The sequence below is a fragment of the Pseudomonas sp. LB3P58 genome, from assembly GCF_054897895.1.
On record NZ_JBUBVE010000001.1, the window covers coordinates 3,442,868 to 3,457,809 of the forward strand.

The 14,942-nt window shown below is 58.6% G+C and carries 17 protein-coding genes; 9 read left to right on the plus strand and 8 right to left on the minus strand.

Annotated features, from left to right (window positions below; all coding sequences use genetic code 11):
- Positions 1–125 precede the first annotated feature (125 nt).
- Together glyA and lipA are read left to right on the plus strand one after the other, a co-directional pair.
- A complete protein-coding gene (gene glyA / locus ACYZTZ_RS15895; protein WP_461998912.1) occupies positions 126–1,382 on the plus strand; it encodes a serine hydroxymethyltransferase in 1,257 nt (418 codons plus the stop codon).
- 171 nt (positions 1,383–1,553) lie between these two features.
- Positions 1,554–2,570: a lipoyl synthase gene (gene lipA / locus ACYZTZ_RS15900; RefSeq protein ID WP_461998913.1), complete on the plus strand. Its 1,017-nt coding sequence runs from the start codon at positions 1,554–1,556 to the stop codon at positions 2,568–2,570.
- On the opposite strand, the gene ACYZTZ_RS15905 is transcribed toward lipA, so the two are convergent.
- Positions 2,545–3,054 carry a winged helix-turn-helix transcriptional regulator gene (locus ACYZTZ_RS15905; RefSeq protein ID WP_461998914.1) on the minus strand — a complete coding sequence of 170 codons (510 nt, stop codon included), beginning with the start codon at positions 3,052–3,054 and terminating at the stop codon, positions 2,545–2,547. The genes lipA and ACYZTZ_RS15905 overlap by 26 nt on opposite strands.
- A gap of 100 nt (positions 3,055–3,154) precedes the next feature.
- On the opposite strand from ACYZTZ_RS15905, the gene ACYZTZ_RS15910 reads away from it, so the two are divergent.
- A complete protein-coding gene (locus tag ACYZTZ_RS15910) occupies positions 3,155–3,784 on the plus strand; it encodes a cysteine hydrolase family protein (RefSeq protein WP_461998915.1) in 630 nt (209 codons plus the stop codon).
- Positions 3,785–3,790: 6 nt separating this feature from the next.
- Positions 3,791–5,356 (plus strand): aldehyde dehydrogenase (NADP(+)), encoded by a 1,566-nt coding sequence (locus tag ACYZTZ_RS15915; RefSeq protein WP_461998916.1) that lies wholly within the window; start codon positions 3,791–3,793, stop codon positions 5,354–5,356.
- 24 nt (positions 5,357–5,380) lie between these two features.
- Here the strand turns inward: ACYZTZ_RS15915 and ACYZTZ_RS15920 are convergent, their stop codons facing one another.
- The 5 genes from ACYZTZ_RS15920 to ACYZTZ_RS15940 all read right to left on the minus strand — a co-directional run bounded on the left by ACYZTZ_RS15920 (position 5,381) and on the right by ACYZTZ_RS15940 (position 8,215).
- On the minus strand, positions 5,381–5,761 hold the full coding sequence (locus ACYZTZ_RS15920) for a RidA family protein (RefSeq protein ID WP_074877808.1): 381 nt from the start codon (positions 5,759–5,761) through the stop codon (positions 5,381–5,383).
- 84 nt (positions 5,762–5,845) lie between these two features.
- Positions 5,846–6,304, minus strand: a complete 459-nt coding sequence (locus tag ACYZTZ_RS15925; RefSeq protein WP_461998917.1) for a metallophosphoesterase family protein — start codon at positions 6,302–6,304, stop codon at positions 5,846–5,848.
- A gap of 33 nt (positions 6,305–6,337) precedes the next feature.
- On the minus strand, positions 6,338–6,730 hold the full coding sequence (locus ACYZTZ_RS15930) for a GFA family protein (protein WP_461998918.1): 393 nt from the start codon (positions 6,728–6,730) through the stop codon (positions 6,338–6,340).
- 47 nt (positions 6,731–6,777) lie between these two features.
- Entirely contained in the window at positions 6,778–7,443 is a 666-nt protein-coding gene (locus ACYZTZ_RS15935; protein ID WP_461998919.1) for a hypothetical protein, read from the minus strand.
- Between the two features lies 1 nt (position 7,444).
- Positions 7,445–8,215 (minus strand): DUF2092 domain-containing protein, encoded by a 771-nt coding sequence (locus ACYZTZ_RS15940; RefSeq protein WP_461998920.1) that lies wholly within the window; start codon positions 8,213–8,215, stop codon positions 7,445–7,447.
- A 117-nt stretch (positions 8,216–8,332) separates the two neighbouring features.
- On the opposite strand from ACYZTZ_RS15940, the gene ACYZTZ_RS15945 reads away from it, so the two are divergent.
- The 5 genes from ACYZTZ_RS15945 (at position 8,333) to ACYZTZ_RS15965 (ending at position 13,212) form a co-directional block, all read left to right on the plus strand.
- Positions 8,333–8,734, plus strand: coding sequence for a hypothetical protein (locus ACYZTZ_RS15945; protein WP_129436701.1), 402 nt, complete (start codon positions 8,333–8,335; stop codon positions 8,732–8,734).
- A gap of 229 nt (positions 8,735–8,963) precedes the next feature.
- Positions 8,964–9,245 (plus strand): DUF3303 domain-containing protein, encoded by a 282-nt coding sequence (locus tag ACYZTZ_RS15950; protein WP_461998921.1) that lies wholly within the window; start codon positions 8,964–8,966, stop codon positions 9,243–9,245.
- A gap of 288 nt (positions 9,246–9,533) precedes the next feature.
- Complete coding sequence (locus ACYZTZ_RS15955) at positions 9,534–11,150, plus strand: arylsulfatase (RefSeq protein ID WP_461998922.1); 1,617 nt, start codon at positions 9,534–9,536, stop codon at positions 11,148–11,150.
- 69 nt (positions 11,151–11,219) lie between these two features.
- Positions 11,220–12,488, plus strand: a complete 1,269-nt coding sequence (locus ACYZTZ_RS15960) for an OmpP1/FadL family transporter (RefSeq protein WP_461998923.1) — start codon at positions 11,220–11,222, stop codon at positions 12,486–12,488.
- Between the two features lie 49 nt (positions 12,489–12,537).
- Positions 12,538–13,212 (plus strand): DUF3313 domain-containing protein, encoded by a 675-nt coding sequence (locus ACYZTZ_RS15965; RefSeq protein WP_461998924.1) that lies wholly within the window; start codon positions 12,538–12,540, stop codon positions 13,210–13,212.
- 25 nt (positions 13,213–13,237) lie between these two features.
- Here ACYZTZ_RS15965 and ACYZTZ_RS15970 read toward each other — a convergent pair whose 3' ends face one another.
- Both ACYZTZ_RS15970 and ACYZTZ_RS15975 read right to left on the minus strand, forming a co-directional pair.
- On the minus strand, positions 13,238–13,420 hold the full coding sequence (locus ACYZTZ_RS15970; protein WP_461998925.1) for a hypothetical protein: 183 nt from the start codon (positions 13,418–13,420) through the stop codon (positions 13,238–13,240).
- A gap of 137 nt (positions 13,421–13,557) precedes the next feature.
- Positions 13,558–14,904, minus strand: coding sequence for an NHL repeat-containing protein (locus ACYZTZ_RS15975; RefSeq protein WP_461998926.1), 1,347 nt, complete (start codon positions 14,902–14,904; stop codon positions 13,558–13,560).
- Between the last annotated feature and the right edge of the window lie 38 nt (positions 14,905–14,942).

Sequence of the window (14,942 nt, forward strand, 5' to 3'; positions counted from 1 at the left end):
AAACGAGGCTGCGATCTTTTGATCTTGTTTTTAAACATCAACGTCAAAAGATCGCAGCCTCGTTTCACTCGACAGCTCCTACAGGTGCACGTCAGCCCATTCAGAGAACAACAGAGGACTCCACCATGTTCAGCAAACACGACCAGATCAAAGGCTACGACGACGAACTGCTGGCGGCGATGAACGCCGAGGACGCACGGCAAGAGCACCACATCGAGTTGATCGCCTCGGAAAACTACACCAGCCAACGGGTGATGGAGGCGCAAGGCAGCGGTCTGACCAACAAGTACGCCGAAGGCTATCCGGGCAAGCGCTATTACGGCGGTTGCGAACACGTCGACGTGGTCGAACAATTGGCCATCGACCGCGCCAAACAACTGTTCGGCGCCGATTACGCCAACGTCCAGCCGCACTCCGGCAGCCAAGCGAACGCAGCGGTCTATCTGGCGTTGCTGCAAGCCGGCGACACCGTGTTGGGCATGAGCCTGGCCCACGGCGGTCACCTGACCCACGGCGCCAAAGTCAGCTTTTCCGGCAAGTTGTACAACGCCGTTCAATACGGCATCGACACCGCGACCGGGCTGATCGATTACGACGAAGTCGAACGCCTCGCCGTCGAGCACCAGCCGAAAATGATCATCGCCGGCTTCTCCGCCTATTCGAAGACCCTGGACTTCCCACGCTTCCGGGCGATTGCCGACAAGGTCGGCGCTTATCTGTTTGTCGATATGGCCCACGTTGCCGGGCTGGTGGCGACCGGTCTGTACCCGAACCCGATTCCCTTTGCCGATGTCGTCACCACCACAACCCACAAGACTCTGCGCGGTCCGCGCGGCGGCCTGATCCTGGCCAAGGCCAATCCGGAACTGGAGAAAAAACTCAACTCAGCGGTGTTCCCCGGCGGTCAGGGTGGCCCGTTGATGCATGTCATCGCGGCCAAGGCTGTGTGCTTCAAAGAAGCGCTGGAGCCAGCCTTCAAGACCTATCAGGCGCAAGTGATCCGCAACGCCCAGGCAATGGCTAAAGTCTTCATTGATCGAGGCTACGACGTGGTGTCGGGCGGGACCGACAACCACTTGTTCCTGGTCAGCCTGATTCGTCAGGGCCTGACCGGCAAAGACGCCGACGCCGCCCTCGGCCGCGCCGGTATCACCGTGAACAAGAACGCTGTGCCGAACGATCCGCAATCGCCGTTCGTGACCTCCGGCCTGCGCATCGGCACGCCAGCGATCACCAGCCGTGGTTTCAAGGAAGCCCAGAGCATCGAGCTAGCGGGATGGATCTGCGACATTCTCGATCACCTCGGCGATGCCGATGTCGAGGCCCAGGTCGCCAGCCAGGCTGCCGCGATGTGCTCTGATTTCCCTGTCTACCGCGACTGATTGCGCAGCACAATCTTTGTGGGAGCGAGCCTGCTCGCGATTGCGGAGTGACAGTCGACATCAATGTTGAATGATCAACCGCCATCGTCGGAACGCCGCCCGGAGCAGGCTCGCTCCCACAGGTTCAGCTACCGAACTCGCCTCCCCCACTCGAACAGAAGAACACTACACATGAGCGTACTTGTGGAATCGACCGGCAAAGCACCGGTAAAAATGCAAGTCGGGGTCAAACTGCGCGGTGCAGAAAAGGTCGCGCGAATTCCGGTGAAGATCATCCCGACCGATGAGTTCCCACGCAAACCCGACTGGATTCGCGTGCGCATTCCGATCTCCCCCGAGGTCGACCGGATCAAACAGCTGCTGCGCAAACACAAGCTGCACAGCGTCTGTGAAGAAGCCTCCTGCCCGAACCTCGGCGAGTGTTTTTCCGGTGGCACGGCGACCTTCATGATCATGGGTGACATCTGCACCCGCCGTTGCCCGTTCTGCGACGTCGGCCACGGCCGGCCAAAACCGCTGGACGCCGAAGAACCGATGAACCTCGCCGTGGCCATCGCCGACCTGCGCCTGAAGTACGTGGTGATCACCTCGGTGGACCGCGACGACTTGCGCGACGGCGGCGCCCAGCATTTCGTCGATTGCCTGCGCGAAATCCGCAAGCTGTCGCCAGGCGTGCAACTGGAAACACTGGTGCCGGATTACCGTGGCCGGATGGACGTTGCCCTGGCGATCACCGCCACTGAGCCACCCGATGTGTTCAACCATAATCTTGAGACCGTCCCGCGCCTGTACAAAGCCGCGCGGCCGGGTTCGGATTTCGAGTGGTCACTGGATCTGCTGCAGAAGTTCAAGCTAATGGTCCCGCGTGTACCCACCAAGTCCGGCCTGATGCTGGGCCTTGGCGAGACCGACGAGGAAGTCATCGAAGTCATGCAGCGCATGCGTGAGCACGATGTCGACATGCTCACCCTCGGCCAGTACCTGCAACCGTCGCGCAGCCACTTGCCGGTCCAGCGTTTCGTGCACCCGGACGTGTTCGCCTGGTTCGCTGAGGAAGGTACGCGGATGGGCTTCAAGAACGTTGCATCCGGTCCTCTGGTGCGCTCGTCCTACCATGCTGACCAACAAGTTCAGGGAGCAACGAACACTGTCGATTCCCTCCTTACTGCTGGATTCGCCCCCCTTTGAAAGCCTCACGCCGTGCGTTTCGTTCTTCGATATAGGCGGCGCTCGGCTCGCTGAGCAGCTCTTCACGGCGCAAGAGTTCGCCGCAATGTTCGCAAAGCGGCCCTAGTCCGGCGGGCTGGCCACAGGTCTTGTGGGTATAAACGACCGCCAACTCCTCTTCCGGCGACTTGCACCAGGTTTCACCCCAGGCTCGCAGCGCAAGGACCACCGAATAGAAGGCCTGCCCTTTCGGGGTGAGGTGATATTCGTAGCGCGGCGGCCGCTCGTTGTAAGGACGGCGTGCGACGAGCCCGTCAGCCTCCATGTTTTTCAGGCGCGCCGCGATCATTTGCGGGGTTCCTCCAGTCTGCGCCTGGATCTCGTCGAATCGATGGCTCCCCATAAACAACTCACGCAGGACCAGTACGGTCCAGCGATCCCCCACGACCGCCTCAGCCCGTGCAATTGGGCACAGGGTTTGAGCAGCACTTGTGTTTACCGACATAAGGACTTGCCTCTTCTACAATTACTATGATTATCATATCTACAGCGTACCAAGACAAGCCCACGGCACGGGTCATCCAAAATCCCTGGAGAAAATCGCCATGTCCAAAGCCATTTATCCCCTCAACAGAACCGCGTATCTGCTGGTCGATCCTTACAATGATTTCCTGTCGGAAGGCGGAAAGATCTACCCCTTGATCGAGCCGATTGCCGAGCAAGTCGGCCTGCTCGACAATCTGCGCGCCCTCGACCGTACCGTCCGTGCACTCGACATTCCGGTGGTCATCGTACCGCACCGCCGTTGGGAGCAAGGCGACTACGAAGGCTGGGATCATCCAAGCCCCACCCAGTGCAAGGTCATGCACATGCATCACTTCGCACGCGGGGAATGGGGCGGCGAATGGCACCCCGATTTTGCGCCAAAGGAGGGTGACATCGTCGTTCAGGAACATTGGGGCTCGAGTGGCTTTGCCAATACCGACCTTGATTTTCGCCTCAAGCAGAAAGGCATCACGCACGTGATCATCGTTGGCCTGCTGGCGAATACCTGCATCGAGGCAACAGCGCGCTACGCCGTGGAACTCGGCTACCACGTCACACTGGTGCGTGATGCGACCGCTGCCTTCAAACCGGAAATGATGCATGCCGCGCATGAACTCAACGGTCCCACGTTCGCCCACGCCATTGTGGCGACGGACGAGTTGATCGCGTCCCTGGCACAGCAGGGGTAACTCACCATGAAATTGACGGGAAACCTCATCATTGGCGCAAACGAAGTCCCGGCCACTGAAGGGACCATGAAGGCGCTCAACCCCGCAACCAACCAGTGGATCGAACCGGATTTCGCATTCGGTGGCGTGGCGGAAGTCGACCAGGCTGCGACGCTCGCCGACGAAGCATTCGACCGTTACAGCCATACCTCGCTCGCCCGCCGTGCGGCGTTCCTGGAAAGCATTGCCGACAATCTCGACGCTGTCCGCCATGAGCTTGCCGCACGGGCCGCGCTCGAAACGGGCCTGCCTGAGGCTCAGCTTGAGGGCGAAGCGGCAAAAGCCGCCACCCAGTTTCGCCAATTCGCGGATGTCGTACGCAAAGGACGTTTCCTCGAGTTAGCCATCGATCCGGCACAGCCTCATCGTCAGCCTCGCCCACGCATGGATCATCGACTTCAGAAAATGGCGATCGGCCCGGTGGCTATTTTCGGCGCGAGCAACTTTCCCATTTCATATTCGGTCGCCGGTGGCGATACCGCTTCAGCGTTGGCGGCCGGCGCGACCGTCATCGTGAAGGCGCATAACGCTCATCCAGGCGCATCAGAAATTCAGGCGCGTGCCATCCGCAAGGCGGTGCAAGAGAACGGACTGCCTGAGGGTGTTTTCTCGATGGTGCGTGGCAGTGGCAACACGATCGGCGAAGCCTTGGTCGATCATCCGTTGATCAAGGCCGTGACGTTCACCGGCTCGGAGGGTGGCGGCATGGCGCTGTACCGGCGTGCGCAGCAACGCCCTGATCCCATTCCCGTGTTCACCGAGATGACCAGCGTCAACCCCACGTTCATCCTGCCCCATGCGCTGGCTGCGGGTGGAGCGCAAATCGGTGATGGCTTTATCGAGCGCATGCTGGTCAATGTGGGGCAAGCTTGCCTCAGACCCGCCCTCCTTATCGCGATCAATGGCGCTGGTTTTGAAGCGCTGCGCGCCGCCATGGTCAAGCGCGTCACCGAAGCATCGGCGCGCACGATGCTGACGCCGGGTATTCATGCATCCTACTTGAGCGGCCTCGCCGCGATGGAGCGCTCCGGTGCAAATCGCGTCGCCGAAGGCTTGGCTTGCAGTGCGGATTTTGATGGCCGATCGGTGTTGCATGAAGTCGACGGCCAACGTTTCCTGACCGAGACGGTACTTGCGCAAGAAGTATTCGGTCCTTCAGCCCTGCTGGTGAACGTCAAGGATGAGGATGAACTGCTCGCCGTCGCTCGTTCGCTCAAGGGCCAGCTCAGCGCCGCCATGCACCTTGATGAGCGCGATATGCCACTGGCTCATCGCTTGCTGCCGGTCCTGGAGCGGCGCACCGGGCGAATCGTTGTCAACGCCTTCGCGCATCCTCAGGAGGTGTCTTTCGCCACCATCCACGGTGGACCGTTTCCGGCAACGTCGGACAGCCGCTTCACCTCGGTTGGCATGACCTCGATCGAACGCTTTTTGCGCCCGGTGTCCTACCAGGGTTTTCCTGATGCGCTATTGCCTGAGTCATTGCGCGAGGTTAATCCCTTGGGGCTGCCTCGCCTCGTAGACGGCCAATAAAAGCCATCCTTCAAGTCCGCGGACTCAGCCCTTGGCCGCCATCGCGGTGACTTCCACGCGCATGCCTTCAACCGCCAGGGAGGCCACGCCAACGGCGGCCCGAACCGGCCAGGGCTTGGCGAAGAAGCGCTGGTAGACCTCGTTGAAGGCGGCGCGGTCGGCCATGTCGGTGAGGTAGATGGTCAGATGCAGAACCCGGTCCATGGAACTGCCGGCGTGCTCCAGCGCAACCTTGAGTGCCTGCAGAGTGCATTCGCTTTGCAGGGTGATGTCGCCCAGCTCCAGGCTGCCGTCGGCGCGAGTGGGGATCTGAGTGGAGACCAGCAGGCCGCCGAAACCGGCGACATCCGAGGAGATGGATTGCGGATCAGGATCGGGGAGAAAGGTGAGGTCGTGGTTTGCCATGGGTGTCTCTTGCTTGAGGGGGTAAAGGGGCCGTCGAGTATATAGCGGCTGGAAAACTCAGTGTGGAACGCCCAGTTTGGTAGCTCATTCCACTAGCGAGATCAGACGCGGCTCAATTGAGGTCTCAAGCACCTCAAGCAGAGCCAGCGTCACCGGCAGCTTGAAGCGCCGGCGTCCCGCGCTGCCAGGATTGAGGTAGAGCTGTTCGCCGCGCCATTCTATGCGGGGCTTGTGCGAATGGCCGGTGATCACCAGCTTTATGTCTGCATCAAGTACAGCTGGGACATCGGCACTGTCATGTACCAGCAAGGTCTGCCATCCGTTCAGGTCGAAACATAAGCAGTCGGCAAGATTTTCTGCCCAAGGGGCGTCCAGATCATTGTTCCCACGGACCACGTGCAGCGGGGCTATTGATGCCAGTTGATCGAGGATTTCGGGGTTGCCGATGTCGCCCGCGTGAATAATCCGTTCACACCCCTGCAGTGCAGCAAGGGCTTCGGCGCGGAGCAAGCCATGGGTATCGGAAATCACGCCCACTTTCATACAACGCTCCAGACCCGGTTCAAGTATCGGCACCTACCCCTCAAAGCGACTCGTGGCGTCACGGTCGCGCTCGTATCGTCTCGTGAGAGGAAACGGCGGCAACCAGGACTCGCGACGCACGATCCAGCTTTCGTAGGTTGGCATCAGTTGGTCAGGGGCATCCAGGGACCCCAGGTTCACTTCGATTTCGTCGTCGGTGCGCGCAAAAACGGACGAGCCGCAGCGGGGACAGAAAAACCGCCCAGCGTAATCGCGTGTTTCGCCTTCGATCGTCACCGCACTCTGAGGGAATATCGCGGAAGCATGAAAAAGCGCCCCATGATGCTTGCGGCAGTCGAGGCAGTGACAAAGGCCGACCCGGTATGGCAGTCCCGACGCCTCAATTCGGACGTTGCCGCACAGGCAACCACCCGTGAACCGCTCCATGCTGCGTCTCCTCTAAAATCAAGCGGTCGGAATGTGATCCCCCCCACTCAAGGCGCATTAACCACGACATACGTCACATCGCTGCCCTGATACTGCGGTTGATACCAGGTGGAACCGCACTGCATGTAAGCCGTGTTGTACTGGATGACTTGCACGCAACTGGGGGGCAATTGCGCTGGCGTGAAGATCGATCCGACCACCGCAGCTGTCACCGCGACCGTTGCGGTGACGGCCGCCGCCGTGGCGATCGGATGGTAGTGATCGTCGTAGCCATAGCGGCCATTCCCGTCTACGTCGATGTCCACGTCGCGACTGTTGTCGATGTTGACGTTACGGTTGCTGTTGTTGACGTTGGTTCGGTTGCCGACCGTGTTGCCGGTATTGGCCCGATTGCCAGAGTTGACTGTGTTGCCAGCATTGACCCGATTTCCAGAATTGACTCTGTTGTCGGTATTGGCCCGATCTCCGGTATTGACTCTGTTGCCGGCATTGGCCCGATTGCCCGCGTTGACGTTGGTAGCGCGTTGCGCGGTATTGCCGGTGTTGACGCGCTGAGCCCTTTGGGCCGAGGGCGGTGGCGCACGATTGACCGATGCCCTGGCGTGCCCTTGGGCGCGCTGGGGTCTGGCATCCACATAAGTGACCAGGCTCAGCGTCAGTACCGAGGTGGTTACGAACGATAACAACAGGCTCCACGACATCGTCCTGTTCATGTCATTCCCCTCCCTGATCACTGGCTTTCTTCAAAGGAATCGCCACATCGCCCTTACGCGGTGCGAAGGTGAAGATCGAGTCCTTGATGCCCGGCTTCAGGTTCCAGCGATACACCGCGCTGTATTCCGGAAAACCCGGCTCATCGGTGGTAGTGATCACCAGTTTGCACGGCAAGGGCTTGTCGGATCGGGTGATCCACAACTGCCAGTCAACGCCCTCCTGCCGAAAGGCCAGGTGATCACACAATTGCCCCTTGATCGTCGACGGGCCGACATACAGCGCCTCTTTCAGCGCATCGATCTGTGCCTGATCGCTGCCAAACAGAAACAGGTCCTCCATGGGCACCTGAATCCCGTAATGGTTTTCTATCAAGTGCAGCGTATCGGAGACTTCAGGCGGCGCATCCACGGTGGTGTAGTACTTGAGAAACGGTGAATACTGGGTCAGTTTCTTGCCGTTGTAGAAGAACTCTCGCGTTCGAACATCGCCTTCCGTCTTGGCATACATCCGATCGTGCCCCACCACTTTCAAGACAGTGGAGGCCTCGGTCTTGATCTTCTGGCCGGACTCCAGAACGGTATCCCGGGACACGTCGGCGTCGACCTGAAACGTCGGCAGACTGCGTAGGTAGGTGCCCATATCGATGAGTTTATCGACCACTTGCGGGTTGATCGTCGGGGTGGCGTCCGGTGTTGGCGGATCGTCGGCACGAGCGCCCGGGGCCAGCGCAAGGGTGAACAACAGGCAGAAAACACTCGCGTTGACTTTCATTGATCCCGCTCCTTGGCCTGTGCACGACTCTTAAGCCTAGACCCGGCGTGTCTCGTTCGCCAGAAGGGCAAAAACCCTATGGGCAAACCCGATTGGAGCACTCTATGATTGAACCCCATGACCACCACGCCTCCGATCCGCCAACCCTGCCCGCCCGGCGCCTGCGACTGCGGGCGTGACCCGTTGCTGGAAACACCGGGGGCGGACGTGCGCATCCTGTTTCTGACCCGTTCGGAAGAAAAGCGCCTGGTTGAACGCCTGGAAAACCTCCAGAGCCTGAGTGACCTCGAGCGTCTGCAACAGCGAATGTACGAGCAGTTGGGCATCCGCGTGGACATCGTTCCCAGTTTCAACGAAGTACGCACCATGCGCGGTATCGGTATTAACCTTGGCGAACAACCGGGGCTATGCCGCAAAACCCGTCAGTCGATCCCGGCCGCGATTCGCCGCGCACTGGAGAAGCGCCCGGAGATTGCCTACGAGCTGCTCAACGCCAACGACCTGTTGCGCGATGCGTGAAATCAGCCCCATGAACATCGTCCTCGAAGCACCTGCAAAATTCGTTGCCATGCAACGAAACAGGATCAGCGGTCATACGCAGAGTCTGGCCCGCTGCTATGCCTTCTCATGGGAGCAGTGGTTTCAAGCCAGTCAGGGATGAAGCTGGACACTCAAGCGTGACCGTGGTCCCGGCACCCGCCAGGTGCGCGAAGAGCAACAGGTGCCAATCCGTAGCAGGAGGTGGCAAATGTTATTCATAGTCAGTTGGTCTATCAGCTCGGCAAATCGTAACAGCGCGATCGGGCGTTTCCTCAAGACCGGGGGTGCTCCACCCACTGGCGTCAAAATGCTGGGACGCTGGCACGCCGTCGGTGGTGCATCCGGTTTTGGCGTGGCAGAGGCCAGTGATCCGGCAGACATTCAGAAGTGGGTGCTGGAATGGAGCGACCTCATGACCATGGAGGTCCAGGCGGCACTGACCGATGAACAGATAGCGCCGCTGCTGGCGGCCGCTGTCGGCAAGCAATAGTCGTTGGGGCGGCGAGCCGGGCTCGCCGCCTCATGCCCTCCCGCACTTCGAATAACACATCCCATTTGGTCGGTCCAGGCACGGATTGAGGAATTCGTCTGGTTGAAGTGTCAGCAATCATCCGAATCCACGAAAAGCTGTAAAGCCCATGAAACAAGGCCTTCGGCCGAAAAACCAATTACTGGAAATTTCACAATTCTTACCTACGCTCTTCGCGGGGGATCCAAAATTTCCTGGGCGGTCGGGGGCTCGTCTCAGAGTACCAACGCTAATGCGCAGGAGCTCGATATGAACCGGACAAAGCTATCCTCAGTGTTTGCCGTCCCCTTATTTCTGTCTGCAATGGTTCTCCCCGGCATCACTCAAGCTGCCGACAAAACAGTCCCCAACATTGTCGTCATCATGGGCGACGATATTGGCTGGTCCAATATCGGTGTCTACAACCAGGGCATGATGGCCGGTCGAACACCCAACCTCGACCAGCTCGCTGCTGAAGGCATGCGTTTCACCGACTACTACGCCGAGGCCAGTTGTACCGCTGGGCGCGCCAACTTCATTACCGGCGAACTGCCGATCCGTACCGGGATGACGACTGTCGGGCAGGCCGGTTCTCCCATTGGTATTCCCGCCGAAGCCGTCACCATCGCCACCACACTCAAGTCCATGGGCTACGCCACCGGCCAGTTCGGCAAGAACCACTTGGGCGACTTGAACGGATTCCTGCCGACCGTGCATGGTTTCGACGAATTCTTCGGTTATCTCTACCACCTCGACGCCATGGAAGACCCGGCGCACCCCAACTATCCACAAGATCTTCTGCCCACCGTCGGCCCACGGAACATGGTTCACAGCTGGGCCACGACGACTGACGACACGACCGTGATGCCGCGCTGGGGCAAGGTCGGCAAACAGAAAATCGAAGACGCCGGCACCCTCTATCCGGACCGGATGAAAACCGTCGATGACGAGATTCGCGACAAGGCCTTCACCTTCATCGACAAGGCCAAGCAGGACAACAAACCGTTCTTTCTCTGGCTCAACCCGACCCGCATGCACATCGTCACTCACCTCTCCGACAAGTACCAAGCCATGCGCAATGCGCAAAATGGCTGGTCGGAACAGGAAGCCGGCATGGCGCAGATCGACGACATCGTCGGCGACGTGATGGCCAAGCTGAAAAAAGACGGCATGGATGACAACACCATCGTGATTTTCACCACGGACAACGGCGCTGAAACTTTTACCTGGCCGGATGGCGGCACCACGCCGTTTGCCATGGGTAAAGGCACGGTGATGGAAGGTGGTTTCCGGGCTCCGGCGATCATTCGCTGGCCGGGCAAGGTACCTGCTAACCAGGTGGCCAACGGCATCATGTCAGGCATGGACTGGTTCCCGACCCTGGTCGCGGCGGCGGGCAACCCGAACATCACCGCAGAATTGCTCAAGGGCAAACAACTGGGCGATACCACTTACAAAGTGCACCTGGACGGCTATGACCAGACACCGATGATTACCGGCAAAGGTCCGTCCAATCGCCATGAAATTTTCTATTTTGGCGAAAGCACGCTGGGCGCGATTCGTATCGATGACTTCAAGTACCGCTTCATTGACCAGCCTGGTGGCTGGCTAGGGGCAAAAACCACGCTGGACGTGCCGATCCTGACCAACCTGCGCCTCGACCCGTTCGAACGCGCCGGATGGCCGGAAAACATGGCGGCCAATGGCTCGCTGGAGTATTTCGAGTGGTTCAAATTCCAGTTCTGGCGATTTGTGTTTGTGCAGCAGCAGGTGGTCAAACTGGCTGAATCAGCGGTTGAGTTCCCGCCCATGCAAAAAGGCGCGAGCTTCAACCTCGAGGCCGTCAAAGCCAAGATCGAAGCAGCCCGGGCGGCCATGGGCAAGTAAGCAGTTGAATTCGCGGGTGGCCAGCGCTCGCCACCCGCGTTCATGACGGACATTTGCTGAGGTGACCCCATGCAGATAAAAACATCCGCCCTGCCCGCCATTACCCTGTGTGCCCTGTGCAGTCAGCACGCTTACGCCGGCGGCATCATGCTCTATGAAATCGGCACCGATAACGCCGGCCTGGCCAACGCCGGTGCCGCGGCCCGTGCTCAAGGGCCTTCGACCATCGCAAGTAACCCGGCGGGCATGAGTTATCTGCCCGGCACACAGATCACCGGTGGATTGCAGGTTCTCTACGGCGACCTGAGCTTCGATCGCGACTCAAACACCAATGGCACCGGCACTGGCAGTGGTAACGCCCTCGACACGATTCCCGGCGGTAGTTTTTTCATCAGCCATCAACTCGATGATCACTGGAGCGTTGGCTTCGGCCAGTACGCTGACTTTGGCCTGGCGGCCAATTACGATAACGAATGGTCCGGGCGCTACTTCGCGCAAAACGCCAGCCTCGCCGGTTTGTCTTTCGTGCCCAGCGTGGCTTATCGCTTTAACGAGCAATGGTCGGTGGGCGTCGGCGTGAAAGCCATGTACGGCATGTTGCAAGCCCAAACCGCGATCGACCGCTCGCCTTTCGGCTTCACCGACCGTAGCGACGGCCAATTCAAATACAAGGACAACGATTGGGGTTTCGGCGCGAATGTGGGTGTGATCTATGCCCCGCAACCCGGCACCCGCATCGGCCTTGCCTACACCAGCAAGGTCGATCTGGAGTTCGAGGACGGGCTGGACGTCAAAGGCGACGGGCCCGCTCTGGATCGCCTGGATGGCCTGAACACCCAACTCGACATGACCGTACCGCAAACTGCAACGCTGAGTCTGTTCCAGCAACTCGACCCGCAATGGGCCCTGCTGGCCTCGGTCAACTGGCAGGACTGGTCAGAGTTTGGCGATATCGCGGTGCAAGTCGACACCGCAGCGTTTGGCGCTCAATCGACGACGGTAGACGCCCATTTCAAAGACACCTGGCAACTGGCGCTCGGCGCGCAGTATCAGGCCACGCCGCAACTGCTATGGAACGTCGGTGTGGCGTACGACAGCAGCGCCGTTTCGGACGGAAACCGAACTTTTACCGTTCCCATGGGCGAATCCTGGCGCATTGCGGCCGGAGCCACCTATGCTCTGAACAAGGTCACCGACGTTAATGTCAGCTGGGCCATGGTCTGGTTGGGCGATTTGCCGGTGGACCAGACCAAATCCACGTCGGGTATTAGAACTTCCGGTCAGTTCGACAATGCCTGGATTCAGGCCTTGACCGGCAACATGACCTGGCGCTTCTGATGCCCTGCTACTGAAAAAAAACGATTTCATCCATGGAGCAAACACCACTATGAACGTGTCCCGAAAACTGTTTATTGGCGCTGCGCTGGCCAGCCTGCTGCTCGGCGGTTGCACCTCGAAAGTCACCGAGCGTGAGCAGTATTCCGGTTTCCTGTCCAACTACAACAACCTGGAAGAAGTGACGACCACCAGTGGCGAGAAAGCCATGCGCTGGGTGAGCCCGTCATGGAACCCGAATGCGTATGACACCGTGGCCTTCAACAAGCTGGAGCTCTACCCGGCGCCCAAGCCCACTGAGCGGGTTAACCAGCAAACCCTGGACGAGTTGCAGAACTACATGACCAGTAAGGCCAAAGGCGTGCTGGGCCAGAAATATCGGGTGGTGTCGAGCGCAAAATCAGCGCCGGCCGGTTCAAAAACCTTGATCATGCGCGCGGCGATCACCGGGGTGAGTGCCTCCAACGAAGGCATGAAGTGGTATGAAGTGGTGCCGGTTGCGGCTGTAGTCGGAGCTACACAGGCCGCCACCGGTCACCGGGACCAGGACACCAACCTGTTCATCGAGGCCGAGTTCATCGACGCAAAAACCAATCAAACTGTGGCCAAAGTGGTGCGCAAGGTATTTGGCAGCCAACTGTCGAACGAGAGCCAGAAGATCACCACCAAGGATTTCAAAGTGGCGATCGACAAGCTGACCAGTGACCTACAGGCATTTATCAAGTAACCCCCCGTAGATACCGTCTTGAACCTCACCGGGCAAGCACAAGTTTCGGGTCATAGGGTTGACCCGACTTGAGCACGCCGTAAACGAAATGCAGCAGCTTGCGCATCGCTGCACAGGTGATCTGCTTGAGGGCCTTGCCGTTGGCCTTCAAGCGATCCTTCATGGCCATGATCGCCTTGTTATGCTGCAGCGCCACCAAGCCAGGCATGTAAAGGCCTGACCCGCGCCATACCGCGGACCGAGCGCCCGGAAGCCGGCCTGACCTACCTCACCGGCCTGCTGCACTCGGTCCAGTGTGGGAGCGGGCTTGCTCGCGAAGAATCCCTCGAGGTCTAGCTGACCAGCTCATCCCAAGTAACGGACCACATTTCCCTGAACGGGATTGATGATACGGCCGCAAACTACGACCTGATTGCCTACCGTAACTACGCTGTCCTTGTGGAGAACTAGCCCTGCACCATCATTGAAGTCGGCCCAACCATCATCTCCAAACAACTGATCCAGGGAGCCATCGGCGAGATAGCGGGCAGTTACCATCGTGCTATTTTCATCGAGAGACTGACCGCCGCCCTGCCCGGTGACGATGATTTTTCCATCCGTCTGCAATGCACACCGCCGCCAGGACAATCCATTCGGCAGGAAATCAGAGATCACTGGCTTTCCATTGTTGAAGCCGTGGTGGAAATCCCCGCCAGGGTTTAGAACGACGAGCAATCCTGTCTCTTTGTCATGAGTTCCCGAGGTGCCGGCGGCGACGATCCCTCCGTCCGGTTTTAGCGCCATCGCTTCAAGGGAGAATTTTGTTCCGTTACCTTTGATGGCCACCAAACCGCTAGCACCGTATTCCGAATCGACTGTTCCGTCCTGAAGGTAGCGCAGCACATAAGCCTCGACGAACGCACCCGTCTCATTACGGATGAAATCACCACAGACCAAAACCTTCCCGTCCTCCTGAATTGCGACACCCTGAGCATATGTCCAAGAATGCGTCACGCCTGGAAGATTGACGAATACAAAGCCTGTCTGATTGAAGGTCTTATCCAGCGAGCCATCAACATCAAGACGCAGCACAATCCCCAGCGAATTGTCGAATTCAAAGAAAACTGTGCTGACCAAGACGAGTTTCCCGTCCTGTTGCTCGACTGCCGACACAGCAACAAATTCCGGAATCTCACCGTGCGTCTCAGCTGACTTTTCGTTGTGACGGCGAGTAAAAAACCTGGCGTCAGCTCCGACACAGCTATCCAAAAGTTCGTAGATTTTAAGGATGACTTTACCGTCATTACCAAATGAAGCATCCAGCTGTCCATCTTCAAACTGGCGGACGATGGCCAGATTGACGAAAATATCACCTGGGTTTTCTTCTACCATGCCAACAATCACCCATCCGCGTTTTTGAAGCGGACGCAGTCGTAATGGCACAAACCGTCCCTCACCCCCGAAAGGGATATCGACGAAACCGCCCGCGCCAAACAAATAATCGATCTCTCCAGCCTTATTCAGCCGTATCACCTTGGCCGGTGAATTTTGCGCTTCCGTTAAGCTAACAGCGATAAGTAATTTGTTATTTGGCAAAGCGAGAACAGCCGTCGGAATGCCTCCGACAATGTCAGGGAACGGCAGCTTCACCACGCCATCCCTACCAAAGGACGGATCGAGAGTACCTGCTGTATTTGTTTTTATCTGATCCATGAGCGCGCTCCATCGTGGTGTAAAAGGATGTCCCCTCT